This window comes from Chitinophaga sp. sic0106 (assembly GCF_019219075.1).
Taxonomy (GTDB): Bacteria; Bacteroidota; Bacteroidia; order Chitinophagales; family Chitinophagaceae; genus Chitinophaga.
Genome location: NZ_JAHUWJ010000010.1, coordinates 165,784 through 187,037 on the forward strand (window position 1 = coordinate 165,784; position 21,254 = coordinate 187,037).

Below are 21,254 nucleotides of genomic sequence, written 5' to 3' on the forward strand. Positions count from 1 at the left end.
GTGTGGATTAAAATTTTTTAATCCTGCCAACCGAAATAGTACATTAAGTATATTGCACCAGGTAGTGCGTTAAAAGCTGCCGGATTCATGTTCTATCTGACAAAAACACCCGCTATACTAAAAGCTGTGTACAGCAGTTGTATTTGGAATATGCCTGCCGGCACCAATGCAATCTATCTTACTTTTGATGACGGCCCGCATCCTGAAGCAACTCCTTTTGTACTTGACCAGCTAAAAAAATATGAGGCGAAAGCCACTTTTTTCTGCATTGGCAAGAATGTGATTGAACAACCTGCCATCTATCAGCGAATCCTTGAAGAAGGGCATTCCGTGGGCAACCACACGCACAACCACCTCAACGGCTGGAAAACCGGTACCGATAAATATATTGAAAACGTGCTGCTTGCACGAGAATATATTCAGAGCGACCTTTTCCGCCCACCATATGGAAGAATAACACCTTTCCAGATCAGGATGTTGAAAAAGCAGATACCCGGTGCTAAAATTATTATGTGGGATATCCTGAGTGGCGATTTCGACCTCGACATCAATGGCGAGGCCTGCGTACAGAATGTGGTATTTAAGCTCAAGCCCGGGTCCATAGTGGTATTTCACGATAGCACCAAAGCCTGGGACCGTATGAGTTACGCACTGCCACGGGTACTTGAATTCTGTAAAAAGCAAAAGTACGAACTGCGTGCTTTGTAAAATAAAAGAAGGCGCACTGTTACCGCAGCTGCACCTTCTCCCTATATTATTTTAACACTGATTACAGTGTAATTTCCTTCACTTTATCGCCTACGGTTACCGTGGCTTTATTATCACAATCGCCGGTTCCATAGTCAATGGTGCCGGATACCATTTCTGTCACCAGTTTCAGCTGACCTGACCTTACCCATTGGCAATTCCAGGAAGTATGCAATGGTTTAGGGGTAGATACGGCGATACTTACAGTTGTGCCGTTGGTGTGTTTATACACCAGCGTACCAGTACCTTCGGTGTCATATTCATCATCACCAGGATTTGCAACGGTGTTACCACCATTGGTTTGCTTTACCGTTTTGGTATGGTTATAAACGGCGGTAATGGAATCATTTAGCTTCACGGTTCCATCCGTAATTTTTTGTGTAAAGGAGATGCCACCTTTCACTTCTTTATTAAAGCCAGTAACGGTATAAAGTATTTCGCCGGTGATAGGTTTACCATTGATGGTAAAGTTTTGCAGAGATACTTTAACGGTGGTGCCAGGAGTGGTAAGGAAGCCGGAGAATACCGCGCTTATTTTACCGCCACGTACCCGGTTGTTAAGATTGTTTGCGCAGGAGGTACCGAAATCAAATTTCACGGTAATAGGCCATGCACCAATTCCTTCCACAGAAACTTCCGGGCAGGACGACGACGTCTGGAGAGCAGGATCACCTGCTGATAGTCGCGCGGAAGGATCAGGAATCTGCTGTGCAGCACCTGCTGCTACCGCATCAAATATATCGCTGTAATAGAGGTCCACCTCTGCCTGATAGCCCGCACCGGCCATTACTTGTTTATCACTCTGCTCAGCTACTACCGGATCGGTATTTTTGGCAGCATCTTTTTTACAGGCGAAGAAAAGCGCTGTAATGGATATTCCTGTGAATGTCCATGCCAGCACACGGTTTGTGCAGAAATAGCTTTTCATAGTTATAGATTTTTAGCAATTAGGTTTTTCTGGCTGTAACTTTGTGTAACCTAAAGATAGGATTTTATATTAAAATAAATATTATGTTTTGGATCGACACCCATGCGCACCTGTATTCCGAGGAATTTGCAGCCGACAGGCAGGAGATGATAGGTCGCGCCCTGACCCATGGGGTGGACAAGCTGTTTTTACCGAATATAGACGAGGACTCCATAGAAGGCATGCTGGAGCTGGAAAAGGCTTATCCAGAGCATTGTTTTCCTATGATAGGCATACATCCCTGCTATGTTAAGGAAGACGTTGCAACGCAACTGGAGCTGGTGAAGGCCTGGCTGCAAAAGCGTCCGTTTAAGGCCATTGGCGAGATAGGGCTGGATTTTTACTGGGATAAAACATATCTCACCCAGCAATACCAGGTATTCCAGGAGCAACTGATATTGGCCCGGGAGCATAAGCTGCCGGTGGCGATACATAGCCGGGAGTCCACCCGGGAGTGCATTGATGAGGTTAAAGCCTTACAGAACGGGGATCTTACGGGTGTATTCCATTGTTTTAGCGGTACGCTGGAGGAGGCCAAAGAGATTATTGACCTGGGCTTTTACCTGGGAATAGGCGGTGTGGTTACGTTTAAGAAGTCGGGCCTGGATAAAATAGTGGAGCAGCTTGACTTACAACATATTGTGCTGGAAACGGATGCCCCTTACCTGGCGCCGGTACCTTACCGGGGAAAACGCAATGAGAGCAGCTACATTCCGCTGATCGGTGAAAAGGTGGCAGATGTAAAAAATCTAAAAATAGAAGATGTAGCCGCCATTACCAGCAGCAATGCCCTTAAATTATTCAAAATGCTCTAACCATTTTAAGGATAACTTTGCATGCAACTGGCAGACTACGCACAATGAGTAAAATTCTGATTATTTACACGGGTGGAACAGTAGGAATGATCTACGACGACAAGACCAAAGCACTTCGCCCGATAGGATTCAATGAGATAAGGAACAATTTACCTGAGCTATACAGGATGGGAATAGACTTTTACGTCTATGCTTTTAATCCGCCTATTGACTCCTCCGATATGCAACCAGAGATATGGGTAGAACTGGCCAGCATCATCGAAGACCGTTACGACCGTTACGACGGGTTTGTAATTCTCCATGGTTCTGATACCATGGCTTTCACTGCATCGGCGCTGAGCTTCATGCTGGAGAACTTATCCAAGCCGGTGATCCTTACCGGTTCCCAATTACCAATCGGAAAAATCCGTACCGATGCTAAGGAAAACATCATCACGGCGATGGAGATTGCCTGTGGTAAACACAATGGCAGCAATATTGCCATGGTGCCTGAAGTATGTATTTACTTCGACTTTTCTTTATTCAGAGGTAACCGTTCCAAAAAGTATAATGCGGAGAAATTCGAGGCATTCTACACTATGAATTATCCAATTCTGGCGGAAGCGGGTATAGATATCAAATATAAAACACAGGCCATACTCCCTACTCCTGCTGCCTCCTTAAAAGTGCATAAGGAGCTGGAAACGAATATCACGGTACTGAAACTGTTCCCTGGTATTACACGCCGGGCAGTAGAAGCAACGCTGAATATACCGGGGCTGAAAGGCGTTATCCTGGAAACATTTGGTAGCGGTAACACCACCACGCAAACCTGGTTTACAGATTGCCTGAAGCGTGTAGCCGACAATGGTGCACTGATCCTGGATATTACGCAGTGTGATGGTGGTAGTGTGGAGTTAGGAAAATATGAAACCAGTCAGCACCTCAAAGATCTTGGTGTAGTAAGTGGCCATGACCTTACGTTTGAAGCTGCCGTAACCAAACTGATGTTTGTATTGGGCCGGGGGCTTACGCTGGAAGAAAGTAAAGAAATGATGGAAACGCCGCTCCGCGGGGAGTTGACGTTGTCAGAAGTATATTAGTGTATTTGTAGCAGTTAGCTGCTGCAAAACGGGAAGCTGTAAAACGGCTTCCCGTTTTTTTATGGTCTCAGCAATTTGCGATATATTTATAGTAGCTTTTTACAACCCCTATACCCCAAAGATTTTACTAACCTCTAAACGATTGCTCTATGAATGCTACTCTTTCACAGAAAGCTATTGCCGAGTTTTTTGGCACTTTTGTTTTGGTTTTTATTGGCACCGGCAGTGCAGTACTGGCTGGTAGTCACGTAGGTTTCCTGGGTATCGCCTTTGCATTTGGTATTTCCGTACTGGCGATGGTATACGCGATCGGTTATATTTCCGGCTGCCATATCAATCCGGCCATTACTATTTCCATGCTGGCATTCGGCAAGATATCAGGTAAAGATGCCGTGGCTTACATCATTGCGCAAATCCTTGGAGCGATACTGGCTTCCGGCATATTGCTGATGATTGCGCAGGGTAAAGCGGATTATTCTCTTGCTGCCAATGGCCTGGGGCAAAATGGTGTAGGCGATACTTCACCGGACAAATATGCACAGGGTGCAGGACTGATTGCTGAAATAGTATTGACCACCATTTTCCTGATTGTGGTACATGGCAGCACCAGTAAAAACACACCTAATGTTGGCTTTGCCGGCATTGCGATCGGTTTGGCACTGACAATGATTCACATCGTAGGTATCCCTGTAACGGGTGTATCAGTAAACCCTGCACGTAGCATCGGACCAGCTATTTTTGTGGGCGGAGCAGCGTTGTCCAACCTGTGGGTATTTATCGTAGGACCTATAGTGGGCGGGCTTATTGGGGGAGCCATCTGGAAACTCTACGACAATAAATAAAAAAATATTGGAAATATAAATGAAAGGATTATCTTTGCAACCCTGATCGGAAAAACAACCATTCCGATTTAGTTCAAAGTTAATCACGGAAGAGTGCAGGAGTGGTTGAACTGGCACGCCTGGAAAGTGTGTATAGGTGAAAGCCTATCAAGGGTTCGAATCCCTTCTCTTCCGCAAGCTTTAAGCCCTCAGGTCGTAAGACTTGGGGGCTTTTTGTTATGTGGTTATTTTCTTGCAGAGAAGTATTTATTGCTTCACCCCAGTATCTCTTTCCGGTGATTCATTCCCCAGGCAATAAGTACATCCGCAACAGGTAATACCGACCGTCCATACGACGTGAGTGCATATGCTACTACTACCGGGCGTGTATCCATCACCGTTCGCTTTACTATCTTGTTTACCTCCAGGTCCCGCAGTTCTTTCGTCAGCATTTTAGCGGAGATGCCTTCCAGCTCGCGCTGCATTTTTTTGAAGTGGTTCGTTTGTTCCTGCCTGTTAGCCAGGTATTGCACGATGAGTAGCTTCCATTTACCACCCAGGATTTCCAGTCCGTCGCGCAGGGCGCGGAGTTTAACAAGGCAGGCCGGATCTTCCGGAGGTATCATAAGGTGTTCCATATGTTTTGCAGATAGTTTCTTCAGGGTGACTAGTTACCGGGGAGTTACCCACACTAAGATACTTCTTATTACAGGTAATTTAGTTTCATGAAAACAATACTGATAATAGGCGCCACTGGCCAGCAAGGCGGCGCTACCGCACAGCAGCTGTTACAGCGTGGCTATAATGTTAAGGCACTCACCAGGGATGCAAACAGTGCAGCAGCAAGAAATCTGGCGCTGGCCGGCGCCGAAATTATTGAAGGCCACATGGATGACTATACGTTGCTGGTGCAGGAGATGACAGGCGTAGATGGCGTGTTTAGCGTACAGCCTGGCAGCTGGCAACCTACACCAGCTACCGATACGCTGGAAGCCAACAGAGGCATTGCCATCGCCAAAGCAGCACAGGAAGCGGGTGTACCACATCTGATCTATACGTCTGTACTCGGTTCTGAAATGATGGCTACCTTCCGGCCCTTCTTCAAATTCTCCATCGAAACTTTTATCAGGGAGCATAGCATCCCTGCTACTATTTTACGGCCTCCCGGATTTATGGAGAATGTATTACTCCCTACCTCCGGTATCGCCGGCGGGAAGCTGTACGATCCCACACCGGCGCATCTGAAAGTACCTTATATTGCTACGTGGGATATTGGCACCTTTGCTGTAAAAGCGTTTGATGATCCGGGGGCTTTTATTGGAAAGACATTAGATCTCGCAGGGGATCAACTCACCGCCACAGAAATAGCAGCTAAAATCGGCGATAAACTGCAAAAAAGCATCACACACGTGCAGGTCCCCATCACGATGCTGACGGAGCAATCCCCGCTCCTGGGCGAATTATTCGGACACCTGAATACACAGGGCTATCCACAGGTGGATATCGCTGCATTAAAGGCCATACATCCAAAGCTGCTTAGCTTCAGCGAATGGCTGGAAACAACACAGGTAATCCCGGTATAACCCGTTGGCAGGGCTGCACTAAGTACCATCCATGCTGGTTTGTATACTTTCAGCAAATTACTCCAATGAACACGCTGAATTCTTAGCCGTGGTAAAACTCAGCCCCATTTATAACCGGGAGTTTGTCCGGCCTTCGGCCAGCAAAACTTCCGGTATATCCCTACCCTCCATGCAACTATTTCCCCCTTTCTGTTTCTTTATAGCGTAACAAGCTATAAAATCATCCGGAATGACGCGAAAACTCCCTGCTTTTGCCTTTTTGTTAACCTGCATCCTTGTTTGTCAATTCGTATACAGTCAAAGCCTTTCTCAAAAGGCGGACAGCCTTATAGCTACTGTTTTTACAGATAAAAATGGCCCCGGTGGCGTGTTTATGATCGCACACAAAGGCAAAATTATCTATCAGAAAAGTATTGGCAAAGCCAACCTGGAACTGAATGTGGATATGAACGCCGACCATGTTTTCCAGCTAGGGTCCATGACCAAACAGTTCACCGCCGTGGCAGTACTTCTGCTGGAGCAGGAAGGAAAATTAAAAACGAGTGATCCGGTATCTACCTATATACCCGATTATCCGAATGGGAAAAATATTACCATCCACCACCTGTTGACCCATACTTCCGGCATCAAGGATTTCACAAAAATGAAATCCATTTCTACCATTGCCACCCAGGAAATGACGCCGAAAATGATGGTGGACTTTTTTAAGAATGAGCAAGTGGACTTCCCGCCGGGCGATCAGTTTGAGTACAATAATTCAGGTTATGTGCTGCTGGGATATATCATAGAACTGGTAAGTGGAGAAACATATGAAAGCTTTATCACCAGGCATATTTTTGAGAAGGCGGGCATGTCCCATTCCTATTACTGCAGCGACCGCAAAGTAATCCCCGGCAGAGCCAGCGGCTACCATAAAAAGGAAACCGGTTATGTGAATAAAACTATTATCAATTTCAGCGTACCGTTTGCATCCGGAGCGCTAATGTCTACCTTACATGATATGCTGAAATGGCAACAGGCACTGAATGCCAACGTGCTGTTGAATAAGCAGGAACAACAAAAAGCATTCAGCACGCACCGGCTGAATAACGGCGAAACCTTCACCTATGGATATGGCTGGCACATCAAAAACATTGACGGCGTACCGGACCGGGAACATGGTGGCAGCATCTTTGGATTTAAAACCATGGGCGTTTACATCCCCGGTGAAGATATTTATGTACTGGGATTCAGTAACTGTGACTGCAACTCTCCCACGAAAGTCACGATGGATATTGCTGTGCTGGCACTGCAAACATTGAGGAAACAAAAATAGTTACCCCTTTTAACCGTTGAATTGCAGCTGATACCGGTAGTATCAGCTGTTTTATTTTAAGACATAATTGGTCATGTTAACCAGTAACTGTAAATTGACTGAATAAATAACCTCCCGATGTTCCTGTTGTTTTACTTACTTCCCTTTCTGCAACCAATTCCACAGGTAGACAAACCCATACAGGAATTTATGCAACGCTATCATGTACCTGGAATGTCTGTTGCCATTACCTATCATGGCAAGCTCGTGTATGCGAAAGGGTATGGGTATGCGGATACCACCACTAAAGAAAAAGTAACAGCACATAGTTTGTTTCGTATCGCGAGCGTTTCTAAGACCATAACGGCAACGGCTATATTTAAACTGGTGGATGAACAAAAATTGAATATCGACCAAACAGTATTTGGCACTGCCGGTATTCTTGGAGATGAATATACGCCTGCCAACGCCAACCCGAACCTCTTCAAAGTCACGGTAAAACAGCTGCTGCAGCACACCTCCGGCGGATGGCCAAATGACGGTCGTGATCCAATGTTCCGCTATCTAAAGCTGGATGCCAACGCTTTAATGAAGCGCATATTACAGGAAGACACCTTACGCTACCCTCCCGGTGAAATGTACATGTACTCTAACTTTGGCTATTGTATACTGGGAAGAATTATTGAAAAGGTTGCCGGAGAAAGCTATGAAGAATATGTGCGTAAACATGTGCTACAACCAGCTGGCATCCAGGACATGCACATTGGCGGCAATACCATCTCCCAGAAAAAAATAAATGAAGTAACCTATTACGGACAAAACGGTGAAAAACCCTATGTACATAATATTACCCGAATGGACGCTCATGGTGGATGGATTGCCAGCACAACCGACCTGGCCCGCCTGTTAGTAGCCATAGATGGTTTTGAAGATGTTCCCGACATACTTCGCAAACAATCGGTGACTGAAATGACTACCGGCTCCTCCGCCAATGCCGGATATGCCAGCGGATGGGCTGTAAACATGTACCGAAACTGGTGGCATGCGGGCTCACTGCCCGGTACCGCCAGCGAAATTGTACGCACTGCTAAAGGGTTTAACTGGGTAATACTCTGTAACACCCGTACGGACAAAGCTTTCTTCAACGAACTGGACGGCCTCCTGTGGAAAGCAGTGAATAACAACAAAACAGCGTGGCCGAAATTGGATTTATTTGGCATCTATAATAAAATCGTAAAAACGCAGGGGCATGATTAAGCCAGAACTTACTACTGACTTAATGATAGTTACTTAGGAAGGCAATGTAGCAGTGGAATAAAGTACACTGCTGCATTTTTATTGAATTTCGGTAAGGCACAACTCTTTTGGTATCTGTTTGTTTTTATGGTAGCAGTCTCTTACAAAAAGGCTAAAAAATGATGAAAAAGCTATTCTTTCTGATGTATATGCTGCTGCCGCTACTGGCAGTATCCCAATGGAAGACTAACAGTCGCGGCTATGCTTACCTGATGCGGCACAGCAATAACTTTGGCGGAGGTATTATGTACGATTATGGCTTTAACCGCTACCTGGCGGCAGGCCTGGGAGCGGAGCTCACAGGCTATAACGGCAACCTCATGATCCCTACCTTTGCCGACCTCAAGGTAAAATACCCGACAGGTATGGTGGAGCCCTTCATAAACGGGCAATTTGGCTACAATAACTACCGCGTAACGTACCAATATCACTACACTGATGGCAACAATAACGCACAGGTGACCAGTTACCAGAAAACAGGAAAATATTTCTGGGGTGTAGGGGCAGGCGCTTCTTTGCTGGTGGGGAAAGTAGGGGTGTTTGTATCGTATACTTACCGTGGGTATGTGTATAAGTTCCCTAAATTCACCGCAAATGGCACGGTGGTGTCGTTCCCGGATGATAAGCCGAATGTGAGCGTGATTAGTGGTGGTATTGTGTTCTAGTTATTTTATACATAGCAAAGCATTTTTTTTGTTTGCAACACCAGTCCGCTGAAGGCAGACTGGTGTTTTTATTACAAGGATTACCTGGGACAAGAATTCTTCATATAGGCAGCTAACGCCTCCAACCCATACGCATTATTTTTCCTGATCTCATTCATTAACTTTTTATCCGTTGTGCATAGCTCCTCCGCAAATCCAGTAATACCGGCCCTTATAGCGGCATCCAATAACTGCGCATACGCCTTGGCCGGGGGATTCGACCACTTCAATTCCCGTATAACCCAGCCCGTATGAATAAATGCATCAGGATTGTATTTTAACATGGCGTCCAGTACATTCGTGCGCATACCCAATACATTTTTTCCCGCCAGCCAGCCATAGCAATAATGTTTGAATGTTTCCCGGCCGTCTTCCATATCACTGATAGCCTCCAGCTGCATTTTGGTGATAGCGGGATTGCCGGTGTAGCCGAAGTCCTCTAACAGAGAGGTGAGGATTTCAGGATAGAAGTGATCTACAGGTTTGAGCTGTGTAGGGTCGGCGGAGATGAGGAGTTTATTGAGGGCGATGATGGGAGGGAAGACGGAAGTATCCCATTTCTCCAAGGGTAAAACTTCTAACTGATGTTTATCATTATAGCTTGGGTATATAAGTGATAATTCCTCCTGATGAATCAGCAGGCAGGCATTTCTCACTGCCCATAATGTAGGGGATGGTTCTGGTGAAGAATCGAGTTTTATTAGTGGCGCCGGATTGTTGCGTAGTTCAATTCCGAAGATATCACTCACCTTTTTGAAAAAGGTGGTAGTGTCAGGGAATGTATAGCCGCGGAGGTGCATGCCCTTTTTAAGGTTTTGCAAGTCTGATTCACTTATTTTTCTTGCTTGGCCATTAGTAAAATTCATAGTGAATAATAATAGAATCAGGTAGGAAATAAATAATCTGGTCATTTTGAGTAGAATTTGAAAGTAAAAACATGGTTATTTGAGATGGCAATTGCATGCAGCCATCTAAAAACACTTTGATAAATAAATAGTTTAAGTCTATTATATGGCTATTGACATTTCGTAAGACTACCCACGCGTAATATCCCCAAACATAAGTGGGATAATTCGGAGCCGTCAGTCTTACTGTCAATGACAATTCATTTTAATTTACGCTACCAGTCCACTTTATTGTACCCAACCCGGGATCACTCCATTTTTTGCTTACTACCTCCCTCGGCTCAAGAATCACCTTCACATGCCTAACACCCTCCTCCTGCACAGCTTTATCCAACTCAGGGATATTCGCATGCAATTCCTGTACAAGTTCATTCTGACCCGGTTTATAGCCTTTACTGTGGGTAGTCAGGCAGCCAATACTCCCAATCGGCCAGCCTCCGTGAATGGCGATGCCACTACGCTCTCCATTCGGTCCTTTAATGATAGCATTTCCCGGTCCTGGTGTATCGGATATGTACATATTATACTTCTGTCCGTCTATTCCTCTGTTCAGAAAATATTCTCCTGGCGGACATTCATTCATGTATCCATAGCGCTCAGATGAATGCTCTCCATAGTCTTCACCGTGACCATCGCGGGTTAGGAAAGTAATGTAATCAGGGGCTGGTAAAGCATGCTGCGCTGCCAGCTTTTTATATACAGGAATCGACATCCGGCGATAAACACTAGATTGATAAACCGGCCAGGTTTGACCGCCTGGCTGACCTTTCCCTCCTTTCGCCCACCCATTTCTCCCCATTCCCTCCGCCTTCCCACTCACTACCACCACCGTATCCGTCACTGGTTCCTGCCATTTGCGCTGGTTGTAATGTTGACATGCCTTTACTCCTAACGCCAGTACTGCCTCCCGGAAAAAACGCTTCCTTTCCACAATATTATCCAGGGCGGCGTTGATAGGTCTGCTAACGCTTTCCACGGCATATTCATCCGCAAATTCAGCGCGAAGGAAGAGGCTATGCGAGCGCCAGTAGATCATAGCAGCTGCCATGGCGTCCACAGGCTTGTCGGAAACATGCTCCGGCTGCGCCTCCCAGTCTACCCGGCGATCGGGTATCCATTTATTAAACAGCCGGCTGGCTTCCTTGTAGTTACCCCGGCCGGTCAACTGAATAAAGCCGCGACCTTTAAAGCGGTATCCATCTTTGCTGTCATAGTCGCCGTTACCATTAATTTTTGCGTATGCCCAGTTGGCGATGTGTTGCTGGTTTTCGGCCGATACCGGCACATCGCTGATTTCGGAACGCCCCCACTGTCCGGCGTTTATGCGACCCTGCCCCTGCTTGAAACGCCGGAATTTCTTTAACAGCACCGAGGCTTTGTAATTAAAATTTTCTTCGAGGGTGCTGAAACGTGTTTCTGTAACCAGTTGGGCAAGGAAGTGCGCCTTGCGGCAACAGGTGTCCAGGCGGAACTCATGGCGGTATTGATTCAGGAAGGGAAGGGCCTCCCGGATGATGCGATCGTCTTTTAAGAATGGGGTTCCACGTGCATCTACAGACATTTGCCGGATTTGCGCCATGGTGACGGGCTCCCCACAGGCCGTGCAAGCGGACTTCTTATAGTTTTTATTTTCAGTACCAATCATTGCGTGACTTACACGCCGCTTTGCCAGCGGGGCTATCACCGGAAATGCGCTCACCGTTTGCCACCAACTACACCAGCTATCCGTTTTTATGGCGGCGTAAAATCGCTGTACACGCTCTTCATAGTCTTGCTCCCACGCCTTTTCAATGGTGAAATCGAACTGTATATAGCCATGTTCATTTACCTCGAAAGTATTGCTGTACATCACGGAATCTAACTGTTCCAAGTCATGTCCGTTCTTTCTCTCCAGGCGTTTTATTTGCACATCAATTTTCTGCCGACACATATTTTGCGCTACAATCCGGCAGGAGAGCGTATCCCCATACCTTGCGGTAATCACGGGGTTATTATCCCGGGTGAATTTCACTTCACGGATTTTAGGTGCATCGCGAAAGAGGAGCGGGCGGGTAGGGTGCAGCGAGCGTAACTTCTTAATGGGTGCATTATCACTATGGATGCGTGCATAAATCAGATCTCCATCTTTCAGCCGGGCATCCCTGCGCGCAGCCCGGAATGGAACCAGGATTTCCCCATTCACCACCGTATAGGCAGTGGCAGCAGCCAGTGTTTGCAGTTGCCGCCGGTTGTTATCCGTGGCGATGATTTCTATTTCAAGTACCAGGCCTTCCGCATCGTCCAGCAGGAGGTGGAGGTAAGAAATTTCCTGCCAGCCGGTTACCACTTTCAACTGCTGGCTGTTGTTCTCCCAGCGGGCGCCACGCAAAGCGGGTGCACTTTCTTCCACTGCCACGGCTGTTTCAGCAGGCACTGGTTGTTGAGTTACCTGAGGTACATCATTCGTTATCAACTCACCTATGCCTCCCGGCAGTTGCCCATGCTGCATAATACTGATCTTACCTCCCCGGCTACACGTAGCACTGCTTTTTTCTGTAAGCGGATGTGCGTTACCTGGCAGGAAAATATTATCATATGGATCTTTCCAATGCAGCATTGGTGTGCAGGGAGTGGGATTTTTAGGGTCCGGAATTTTACAGAGTTTGAAATTAAGTGCACCGATATGGATGCCTGCGGTAGTTGCCACCGGCTTACCACTACTGCTTTGCAAAAAAACTTTTGTTTTTCCCGGTACCTGCAAGGTCACTGGTGCGGGGTTCAATGCTTGCGAGCAGGTGCATAATGCACCTTCGCACACGAGGTGTAATGGTTGGTTAACAGACATGACATTGCTTTTTATGGGTTAGCAAATCATCAGAACATTCTTATTTTTTCTTCACTTTTAATATCCAGTGTTTGCGCTGCGTGCAGCTCCAGGTCGCCTTTGAGGCTATGAACCTGTATTTCATCGGCTTTACCTTTCCAGTTGGTTGCCAGCAACGATAGTTCCTTATCCGCAACCATCTCAATATTTTTCGCGGACAGTAGCGCACTTTCATTAGCATGCTGATAAACATTTCCGGCGGCTGCAAGGGAAATATCCCTGCCGGCATGCAGGGCAATACTCTCTTTGGCATAAAGCTGGAGATTATTGGCTTTTAGCTGTAGTTGCTCCGGCGCTTCTACCAGCACGCTCCTTGCGGCAGTATCCAACTGTATGATATTACCGGCTTTATCTTTTATTGTAATCACTTCGTTGCCTGCTGTATCATCCAGGCTGATGGTATGCCCTGAGCGTGTAGCCACCACCTTTAGGTTATTTCCTGCTGTACCCCAGTCCGGCTTAGCTTTCCCATGATAGCAGGTGCCCGTCACATAAGGATGTTCCGGATGCTGCTCTACGAAAGCTATACTTACTTCCTCTCCCTTTTCCGGCAGAAAGAAGAAGCCTTTATGACCACCGGCATGGGGCTGTAGCATCGGTATCCATGGAGTGCTGCCCTGTTGCCAATGCAACCGCACCTTTACCCTGCCCAGGTGTTCCGGGTCATCATTATCTACTACCACAGCAGATTGCGGGCTGCAACAGGGTATGCGAGGTTCATCATAAAATTTCAACGGGGGACAATCGGGCAGGCCCGTCAGCTGGTTTTTATAATTACCTGTGGCATCAGCTGTATGTATAATGCGACTCACCAAAAACGTACCGTGCCCGCGCTTCAGCGGCTGCTCCTCCCTGACGGTAACCAGATCACCGGGCCGGATGCCCGGCTCCGTACTTTCGGCATACCATTGCAAAGCGGCTTGCCGCTGCTGAATGATAGCGGCAGCACTACGCAACGCACCGTCATACCCTGCATACCTGTTTCCTTTATTTGGCGGCAACTGGTTGATGGCCGCCTCGATAATCGGATCATGGTATCGCTCCGCTTTTGCAGGTAAAGATTTCACCGAGCCCTGCTCCCTCTCATACCACGAGTAGGTAGGCACTACCGGTGGTATACCAGCCTGAATACTGAATCGCTGTAACTCCTGCCGGTAGCGCAATGTAATCTTCGCGGGTGAATATTTTCCGAACACCAGCCGGGAGCCGTTGTAAAAAAACCATTCGCCGTAAACCGCTGCCAGCCTGCGCAGAAACGCATAATCGGTTTCTTCATACTGCACATGATAGGACAGCGCGGCTTGCCGCTCCGGCTGAATGAGCATATTTGATAAGCGGGTAGGCATGCTTTCTACCAGCTGCGTTAGTGTTTTATCTTCGAAAGAACGGAGTTGTGGCGCGATATCCATTTTTGCATCAGGACTCTTTCCCCTCAGCAGACAATAGCCAAACTCCCGCCCTTCATGGCAACCGGTTTCCACAGCTGTAATATAGCCGTTGAAGGTAGTATTCCCCAGCTGGATCTGTAGCTCCTTGCCCAGGAACCGCTGCACTACCTGCTGTACACTACTTCCTGCCGCCAGCAGAAAATCATCACCCAGCTGCACCTCAAATTCGTGCGGTGCGTAAATAGATTGTGTTAATCGGAGGGCATGCCAATGCCTGTACTTTTTACCATTTATTGAAATGGTAATCCTCGTTGTTTCCGACATGAGTGAAAGTTATTTAGTCCAGAAATGCTCGTATTCACTACTGTTGAGCGACATCTTACGGGCCGACAACAGCAACCGTATCTGCATAGGCTCCTCACCGGCAGCATTAAAATACTCGGTATATCCGGTGCAATAAGTATCCGAAAATTGCAGCTCCTTTAACCGCGACACTGCATCTCTCCTGTAAAAAATAATACTCCCGTTGCGTGTAGCCGTATCGGTAATCATCCAGTCGAACAAATTGGTATCGGCAGTGGATTCCACCAATAACTCAATCGTTCCTCCGTTAGGACGTGATATGGGCTTACCGCAGGTATCTGTAGGTTGTGAAAAAGAAAACCGGCATTCGAGCACATTCAGTTCGTAGCCTTCGATTTTACAGCGGGCTTTAAAAGACATGGTGAACAAGTTTAACAAACATGGATCTGGTTAACAAACATTCGTCATCCATATAAACAGGATCACAAACTATAATGAAATTACAGCTTTTGTTTTAAACAAAAATAAATTCAGAAAATATTTTTTAAAATCAGATAAGATCGAATGCCTGCGCGAATTTGGTAAGATCGTAGGACGACTCCGCATTAATTTTTGATTTGATATTCCGCCGGTGCGTTACCACCGTTTTCTCTGAAATATGCAGCTCCCTGGCCATTTCCCCGGCACTGTAGCCCAACGCTGTGAGTCGCAATATCTCCTTTTCTCTTTTGGTAAGCTCCGCAAATATGTGCTGATGCTGCCTCAGGAACTGATTCTCCTTCAGCAACCGTTTTAATTTACTGGTCACATGATGCAACGGATCTATCGGAATAGCACAGGTCACCAGATGGGTAGGTATCCCATCAGCATCCCGGCACAATACCCTGGTAGTACTCAAATGCCACTCCCAGTCGTCTTTTCCGGCCAGCCGCACCTGTTGAAAAAATGAAATTTCCTTTGCCTCCGCTTCCGGGGCATTGATCAGTTCCATGATCCTGGGAAGATAATCCTCCACATCCTGCGGGTTAAAACAGCGGTTATAATACTCCTGACCCATCCCCTTAATCTCCTCCAATGTATAACCGAGCTCCCGACAACCTCTGGCCGACATATGCACCACACCTCCATCCGGAAAGCTATGCACAATCAATACAGCAGGCAGTTCATCTTCAATAGTTTGTAATGCTCTTAATTTCTCTTCCAGCGTTACTCCTGACATGTTGGCCACGTGTTCTATACGTTCATTTACTAATAAGACAAAGCGGGAAAAAAACAATAGTGAAGCCCATCTTTAGCAACACTCACATTCCGGGACAGATGGCTGAAGGCTTTTCGCGTTGGTTGATTTTATTAACTTGCTGCAAATGTAATGGAAATTTATAAAAACAGTTTTGGGTCTCTTCCTGAAGAAGGAGACCCAAATTTGGGGGTAACTGACCTCATGGGTCATCTTAACTATTAAGGATAATGACTCTTATAATTAGTTTGAATAGTTGTAATTGATTCCTGCAAAAGTAGACCAACGCAACATTACATAAAATACCTACATGTAGGTATTTTTCAATGTGATACACCGCCTTACAACGCTATTCTTTTCTTGTTATGTCGCATTTACCATAGCAATTCTGAAAAAATTATCCCCGGCATTATTTATCTTCCCCCCTGATAAACTTCCACTATGAAACACGTTTTATTTACACTCCTGCTGCTGCCGGTATTGCATTCCCATGCCCAGCAACTGACTCCCGCGCCGCCGGAAGCGGCTAATATGTCCGCCAGCCGGCTTACCCGTATCGACTCCTTTATCAACAGCTATATCAACCAGGGCTTTGTAAACGGGGCTGCGGCCATGGTGATACGTGATGGCAAAATCGTTTATAACAAAGCGTTTGGTTACAGCGATATGGAAAAAAAGATCCCGGAGAAAACAGATAACATTTTCCGGATCGCATCACAAACGAAAGCCATTACCAGCGTGGCAGCCATGATCCTTTACGAAGAAGGCAAATTCCAGCTGGATGATCCGGTGTCGAAATATATTCCTGAATTCATCCAGCCGCATGTAATTCAATCCTATAATCCAGCAGATACGACCTTTAAAACGGTACCGGCTACACGCGAAATCACCATTCGCGACCTCTTTACCCATACCAGCGGCATCGGCTACGCCCAGATTGGCGGGGCTATGGAAACGGCGATGTACGCCAAAGCAGGTGTTATCGCAGGTATCGGAGTAAATAATATGTTGCTGGCAGATAAAATGAAAGCCCTGGGCAAACTTCCCCTGCTGCATAATCCGGGCGAAAAATGGACCTATGGCATGGGCGTAGATGTGCTCGGCTACCTGGTAGAAGTCCTGTCTGGCAAGAGCCTTGACCAGTTTATGCGGGAACGGATTTTTGAACCGCTTGGCATGAAAGATACCTGGTTCTACCTCCCGGCCGGTAAACAGGCAAGGCTGGTACCCCTGTATTCGGAAGACAAACAGACCCACCAGCTCCGCAGAACCAGCAACAGCATTATGTTGAATGGTACTGAGCTGTATGCCGACTATCCTAAATTTAAAGGCACCTACTTTTCCGGTGGCGGAGGATTATCGTCTACCACCTACGACTACGCCATCTTCCTGCAAATGATGCTCAACGGTGGCACCTATAACGGGGTGCGCATCCTGAGCCGCAACAGCGTCCGGATCATGACCATGAACCAGACCGGCAAATTGCAGATAGGCTGGGAAAAGTATAATAATTTCGGATTGGGCTTTAAGATTACAAATGAAGAAGGAAGCGCGGTTTCACTAATGCCCGCCGGCTCCTTTCAATGGGGAGGAATGTTTGCCACTACCTATTGGGCAGATCCTAAGGAAAAGATCGTGGCACTGATCTATACAAACATATGGCCCACTTCACACGGGGCTATGTTCGATATACTGAAAAACCTGGTATACCAGGCTATTAATGATTAAGCAGTGATCGCAGTACGGTTTTCAATTGCAGCCAGCAACGCTGCTGGTTGCAGTTGATGCTCCAGGTATTTGTCGGCAAATGCAAAGCGGATTTCCAGGGCAGGAGTAATAATATATACCGCAGGTACCGGCACATCCTCATTAACACCTGCAACAAAGCCCCAGATAGGGTCTGACTTCTTATAGATACCTGCTTTCTTAGCAATCGCAAAATCCCGGTCGTATACTACATCAAAAGGGATTTCCTGCCTGTTTACCGCCTCAAATTGTTTGCGGCCCTCACTGGATATCAGTAACAGCTTTGCACCAGCCGCTTCTATAGCAGGATGCAGCGCTATTACCTGGTCCAGTAGGTCATCTGCGTATCCGTTCCAGTGGATGGAATAGAATACTACTACCAGCGGCTGCGCCGTCAATGTGTGAATACTCGCCCCCTGTGTTAACAAACCAGCGTCTTTAATCACCTGGTCTGCCTCGAGGTAAAATTCAGGAAACTGTTGTCCCGCACCCAGTGGCGCTATCTTCTCCCTATGATATCCTGTTTTTGGAAAATTCTCTGGCACAGGCTGCTGCAGGTAATCGGCGTAACGGTAAAGTGTGGACATCTCCTGAAAATTTTATCGGTTGGTAAATGGTTGGACAGCGTTTTATGGCTATCGTGAAACAAATATACGGGGATTATTTTAATTTCCTACTAATCCTATAGACTAATAGAGTTAATAATTCACAACCCATTGAGTTTCTAATATATGGGGAGAGAAAAAAATCTGCATTTCGTCAAATTCTGGCGGCAGATGGTCAATATCTCCCGGAAAAAACACCCGGAACGAGGTACGTTTGCAGGAAAATGCTTCCGGTAACCCTCAAAAAATAATTGCTTATCTTGATAGAGATGAAAAACATCCGTACAATTCATTGGCTGCCTGCCGTTTATGCCCTGCTGGTATACACAAGCCTGCGGCTGGTAAACGATGTCATCAGCGAAACCAGGTTCTGGCTCCGCCCACTGCATACCAACGTCATTGAGATAGTCGTTTCCGTGATCACCTCCTATATTACGCTCTTTGTGCTTCGTAAGATGCTAACCCGGCAACAGCAAAGGATGATCCCGTTGCCGGTTTGGAAAGAGTACGGGATGGTGGCCCTGGTGATCACTGCCATCTCCTATATCACTATTATACCCATGGCCGCATTAACAGATGACGGTTGCCAATGGTACGACATCGTCAACATCACCCTGATTCCTTTGCTATACGGCCTCCTGGCCTACGCCATCTTACGGGCCTCCGCCTCCCTGCGTAAGAATTATGAGCAACAACTGCTGCTGGAGAAAATCAGTAACGATAAACTACAAACGGAACTACAGTTCCTGAAAGCCCAGTTCCACCCGCATTTCCTCTTTAACGCCCTCAACATGATCTATTTCCAGATGGATGAAAGCGTGAAAGTAGCCAAACACACCGTAGAACAGTTGTCGGAACTATTGCGCTACCAGCTGTACGACCAGCAACAACTGGTGCCGGTAGGAAAAGAATTGCAATACCTTCAGTCTTACATCGACCTGCAACAACAAAGGATGAACAGCCACCTGCAACTGACGGTGAGCTTTGATCCGCAGCTACAGCAACAAAACGTATATCCGTTGTTGTTACTGCCTCTGGTCGAAAATGCGTTTAAATATACCGGTGGCGACTATTGGATCAACATCGCTGCCACGCTGCAGGAGCAGGACCTGCTTTTCCATGTGAGCAACGCCGTGCCGGATTCCCAACGCATCAAATCCGGCGGCATAGGGCTGGAAAACCTCCGGCGGCGGCTGGAACTGCTCTATCCCGGGCAACATGAACTCACTACCACTCATAACGGCAATAACTATACGGCCATCTTAAAACTGAACTTATGAAAATCCGCTGTGTAATCACCGACGACGAACCCGTGGCCCGTAAAGGCATTGCCAGCTATGTGGAAAAAGTGGATTTCCTGGAGCTGGTGGGCGTTTGTGAAGATGCCGTGTCCCTCAACAACCTGTTGCAGCAACAGCCGGTGGACTTGCTGCTGCTCGATATAGAAATGCCTTACATGACCGGCCTGGAACTGCTCAGCAGCATTCCCAACCCACCCAAAGTTATTTTTATCACCGCCTACGAGCAATACGCCATCAAGGGATTTGAGCTACAGGTGCTGGATTACCTGCTGAAGCCGGTATCCTTCGACCGCTTTCTGAAGGCTGCCAACAGAGCCCTGGAAAGTTTCCGGCAAACAATCCCACCCGATTCCGCGTATATATTTATAAAGTCGAACGAAAAACTCGTGAAAATTTTCTGGGAGGACATCTTATACCTCGAAGCCATGGAAAATTATGTGAATATATACACCGACAATGCCCGGCATATTATTCACGCTACCCTGAGATCGGTGGTTGAAAGCATTAACAGCACAGACTTTGTGCAAACGCACAAATCTTATGTAGTGAATGCTAAAAAAATTACCGGTATTGATGGGAATTTAGTGGAGATGGGAACCGCCACCGTGCCATTTTCCCGCGGGATGAAAGAGGCAGCCATGGAAAAGATACTCCGTAACAGGTTATTTAAAAAATAGATCCGTTTATGCTGATAAAGTCCAAGCTGTCGTTAATGCAGGTTTTTTCCTTCACCTGGAAGGTGGACCTGCTGCTGCTGCTCTGTTGTACAGCTGTTTACTATGTAGATGTATACTGGCTCAGTGATCATATCAATATTCCCGGCGCTATCTCCACGGTGCTGGGTACTGCCATTGCATTTTTCATTGGCTTCAACAATAATCAGGCGTACGACCGCTGGTGGGAGGCCAGGATCATCTGGGGAGCGCTGGTAAACGATTCCCGCTCCTGGACCCGCTGCCTGCTCTACTTCTATCAGTCCGACAATGAAACCCAACGCGCCACTACCGCCCGCAATATGATCTACCGCCACCTGGCCTTCCTGTACGCACTCAAATCCGCCCTGCGCAACCGCCCCGATGAATATTTTCACCGCTACCTTGCCCCGGAGGAAGTGGAGATAGTTAGGCGACAAACCAATATCCCAAATGCGATATTAAACCTGCAGGCACAGGATCTCCAGCGACTCAAGCAAACCGGCACGGTAGACGGATTCCAGTTTCTCGAACTCAACGACCTGCTGGTAAAAAATACAGACAGTATGGGAAAATGTGAACGCATCAAAAACACGGTATTCCCCACCAGCTATGTATATTTCACCAAAATGTTCATCTGGTTTTATGTGATCATGAACACCCTGATGATGACCGAATCCATTGGCGCCTGGTCCATACTGTTCGGTTGGGCGTTTGGATTTGTATTTCATACCACCCACCTCAACGGGATTAACCTCATGAACCCATTTACCTACAACCCGCTGGCCATGCCGCTGGACAGTATCGCCAGGACCATCGAAATCAACCTCCTGGAAACCCTCGGGGAACCCAACATTCCGGCCCCTGTGGAGGCCCGTGCAAACGGACTTTATATCATGTAACGG

20 protein-coding genes and 1 tRNA gene are annotated in these 21,254 nt (G+C 46.9%); 13 read left to right on the plus strand and 8 right to left on the minus strand.

What is annotated here, in order from left to right:
* Positions 1 to 87: 87 nt before the first annotated feature.
* A complete protein-coding gene (locus KW844_RS16555; RefSeq protein WP_218377896.1) occupies positions 88 to 708 on the plus strand; it encodes a polysaccharide deacetylase family protein in 621 nt (206 codons plus the stop codon).
* A 61-nt stretch (positions 709 to 769) separates the two neighbouring features.
* On the opposite strand, the gene KW844_RS16560 is transcribed toward KW844_RS16555, so the two are convergent.
* The gene (locus KW844_RS16560) at positions 770 to 1,675 is read right to left on the minus strand and encodes a hypothetical protein (RefSeq protein ID WP_218377897.1); all 906 of its coding nucleotides are present in this window, start codon (positions 1,673 to 1,675) and stop codon (positions 770 to 772) included.
* Between the two features lie 83 nt (positions 1,676 to 1,758).
* On the opposite strand from KW844_RS16560, the gene KW844_RS16565 reads away from it, so the two are divergent.
* The 4 genes from KW844_RS16565 (at position 1,759) to KW844_RS16580 (ending at position 4,627) form a co-directional block, all read left to right on the plus strand.
* Positions 1,759 to 2,529, plus strand: coding sequence for a TatD family hydrolase (locus KW844_RS16565; protein WP_218377898.1), 771 nt, complete (start codon positions 1,759 to 1,761; stop codon positions 2,527 to 2,529).
* Between the two features lie 44 nt (positions 2,530 to 2,573).
* A complete protein-coding gene (locus KW844_RS16570; protein WP_218377899.1) occupies positions 2,574 to 3,611 on the plus strand; it encodes an asparaginase in 1,038 nt (345 codons plus the stop codon).
* Positions 3,612 to 3,760: 149 nt separating this feature from the next.
* The gene (gene aqpZ, locus KW844_RS16575) at positions 3,761 to 4,453 is read left to right on the plus strand and encodes an aquaporin Z (protein ID WP_218377900.1); all 693 of its coding nucleotides are present in this window, start codon (positions 3,761 to 3,763) and stop codon (positions 4,451 to 4,453) included.
* Positions 4,454 to 4,540: 87 nt separating this feature from the next.
* Positions 4,541 to 4,627, plus strand: a tRNA-Ser gene (locus KW844_RS16580).
* An 80-nt stretch (positions 4,628 to 4,707) separates the two neighbouring features.
* On the opposite strand, the gene KW844_RS16585 is transcribed toward KW844_RS16580, so the two are convergent.
* Positions 4,708 to 5,070 carry a helix-turn-helix domain-containing protein gene (locus KW844_RS16585; protein WP_218377901.1) on the minus strand — a complete coding sequence of 121 codons (363 nt, stop codon included), beginning with the start codon at positions 5,068 to 5,070 and terminating at the stop codon, positions 4,708 to 4,710.
* An 87-nt stretch (positions 5,071 to 5,157) separates the two neighbouring features.
* Here KW844_RS16585 and KW844_RS16590 point away from each other — a divergent pair, with 87 nt between their 5' ends.
* From KW844_RS16590 to KW844_RS16605, 4 genes are all read left to right on the plus strand, one after another.
* Complete coding sequence (locus tag KW844_RS16590) at positions 5,158 to 6,015, plus strand: NmrA family NAD(P)-binding protein (RefSeq protein WP_218377902.1); 858 nt, start codon at positions 5,158 to 5,160, stop codon at positions 6,013 to 6,015.
* A 229-nt stretch (positions 6,016 to 6,244) separates the two neighbouring features.
* A complete protein-coding gene (locus KW844_RS16595; RefSeq protein ID WP_218377903.1) occupies positions 6,245 to 7,330 on the plus strand; it encodes a serine hydrolase in 1,086 nt (361 codons plus the stop codon).
* A 117-nt stretch (positions 7,331 to 7,447) separates the two neighbouring features.
* Positions 7,448 to 8,566, plus strand: coding sequence for a serine hydrolase (locus tag KW844_RS16600; RefSeq protein ID WP_218377904.1), 1,119 nt, complete (start codon positions 7,448 to 7,450; stop codon positions 8,564 to 8,566).
* 158 nt (positions 8,567 to 8,724) lie between these two features.
* A complete protein-coding gene (locus KW844_RS16605; protein ID WP_218377905.1) occupies positions 8,725 to 9,270 on the plus strand; it encodes a hypothetical protein in 546 nt (181 codons plus the stop codon).
* 80 nt (positions 9,271 to 9,350) lie between these two features.
* Here KW844_RS16605 and KW844_RS16610 read toward each other — a convergent pair whose 3' ends face one another.
* The 5 genes from KW844_RS16610 to KW844_RS16630 form a co-directional block, all read right to left on the minus strand.
* Positions 9,351 to 10,130 (minus strand): hypothetical protein, encoded by a 780-nt coding sequence (locus tag KW844_RS16610; RefSeq protein WP_218377906.1) that lies wholly within the window; start codon positions 10,128 to 10,130, stop codon positions 9,351 to 9,353.
* A 289-nt stretch (positions 10,131 to 10,419) separates the two neighbouring features.
* A complete protein-coding gene (locus KW844_RS16615) occupies positions 10,420 to 13,038 on the minus strand; it encodes a PAAR-like protein (RefSeq protein ID WP_218377907.1) in 2,619 nt (872 codons plus the stop codon).
* 29 nt (positions 13,039 to 13,067) lie between these two features.
* Positions 13,068 to 14,789, minus strand: coding sequence for a type VI secretion system Vgr family protein (locus tag KW844_RS16620; RefSeq protein ID WP_218377908.1), 1,722 nt, complete (start codon positions 14,787 to 14,789; stop codon positions 13,068 to 13,070).
* A gap of 9 nt (positions 14,790 to 14,798) precedes the next feature.
* Positions 14,799 to 15,188: a type VI secretion system tube protein TssD gene (gene tssD / locus KW844_RS16625; RefSeq protein ID WP_218377909.1), complete on the minus strand. Its 390-nt coding sequence runs from the start codon at positions 15,186 to 15,188 to the stop codon at positions 14,799 to 14,801.
* 130 nt (positions 15,189 to 15,318) lie between these two features.
* Positions 15,319 to 15,987, minus strand: a complete 669-nt coding sequence (locus tag KW844_RS16630; RefSeq protein ID WP_255578490.1) for a LuxR C-terminal-related transcriptional regulator — start codon at positions 15,985 to 15,987, stop codon at positions 15,319 to 15,321.
* Between the two features lie 459 nt (positions 15,988 to 16,446).
* Here KW844_RS16630 and KW844_RS16635 point away from each other — a divergent pair, with 459 nt between their 5' ends.
* On the plus strand, positions 16,447 to 17,733 hold the full coding sequence (locus tag KW844_RS16635; protein ID WP_218377910.1) for a serine hydrolase: 1,287 nt from the start codon (positions 16,447 to 16,449) through the stop codon (positions 17,731 to 17,733).
* Here KW844_RS16635 and KW844_RS16640 read toward each other — a convergent pair.
* Positions 17,730 to 18,338: a redoxin domain-containing protein gene (locus tag KW844_RS16640; protein WP_218377911.1), complete on the minus strand. Its 609-nt coding sequence runs from the start codon at positions 18,336 to 18,338 to the stop codon at positions 17,730 to 17,732. The genes KW844_RS16635 and KW844_RS16640 overlap by 4 nt on opposite strands.
* Positions 18,339 to 18,625: 287 nt before the next feature.
* On the opposite strand from KW844_RS16640, the gene KW844_RS16645 reads away from it, so the two are divergent.
* From KW844_RS16645 to KW844_RS16655, 3 genes are read left to right on the plus strand one after another with little or no spacing between them, the layout of a single operon-like run.
* Positions 18,626 to 19,636: a sensor histidine kinase gene (locus KW844_RS16645; protein WP_218377912.1), complete on the plus strand. Its 1,011-nt coding sequence runs from the start codon at positions 18,626 to 18,628 to the stop codon at positions 19,634 to 19,636.
* The gene (locus KW844_RS16650; protein WP_218377913.1) at positions 19,633 to 20,334 is read left to right on the plus strand and encodes a LytTR family DNA-binding domain-containing protein; all 702 of its coding nucleotides are present in this window, start codon (positions 19,633 to 19,635) and stop codon (positions 20,332 to 20,334) included. The genes KW844_RS16645 and KW844_RS16650 overlap by 4 nt, the downstream gene beginning before the upstream one ends.
* Positions 20,335 to 20,342: 8 nt before the next feature.
* The gene (locus tag KW844_RS16655) at positions 20,343 to 21,251 is read left to right on the plus strand and encodes a bestrophin family protein (RefSeq protein WP_218377914.1); all 909 of its coding nucleotides are present in this window, start codon (positions 20,343 to 20,345) and stop codon (positions 21,249 to 21,251) included.
* Positions 21,252 to 21,254: the final 3 nt, after the last annotated feature.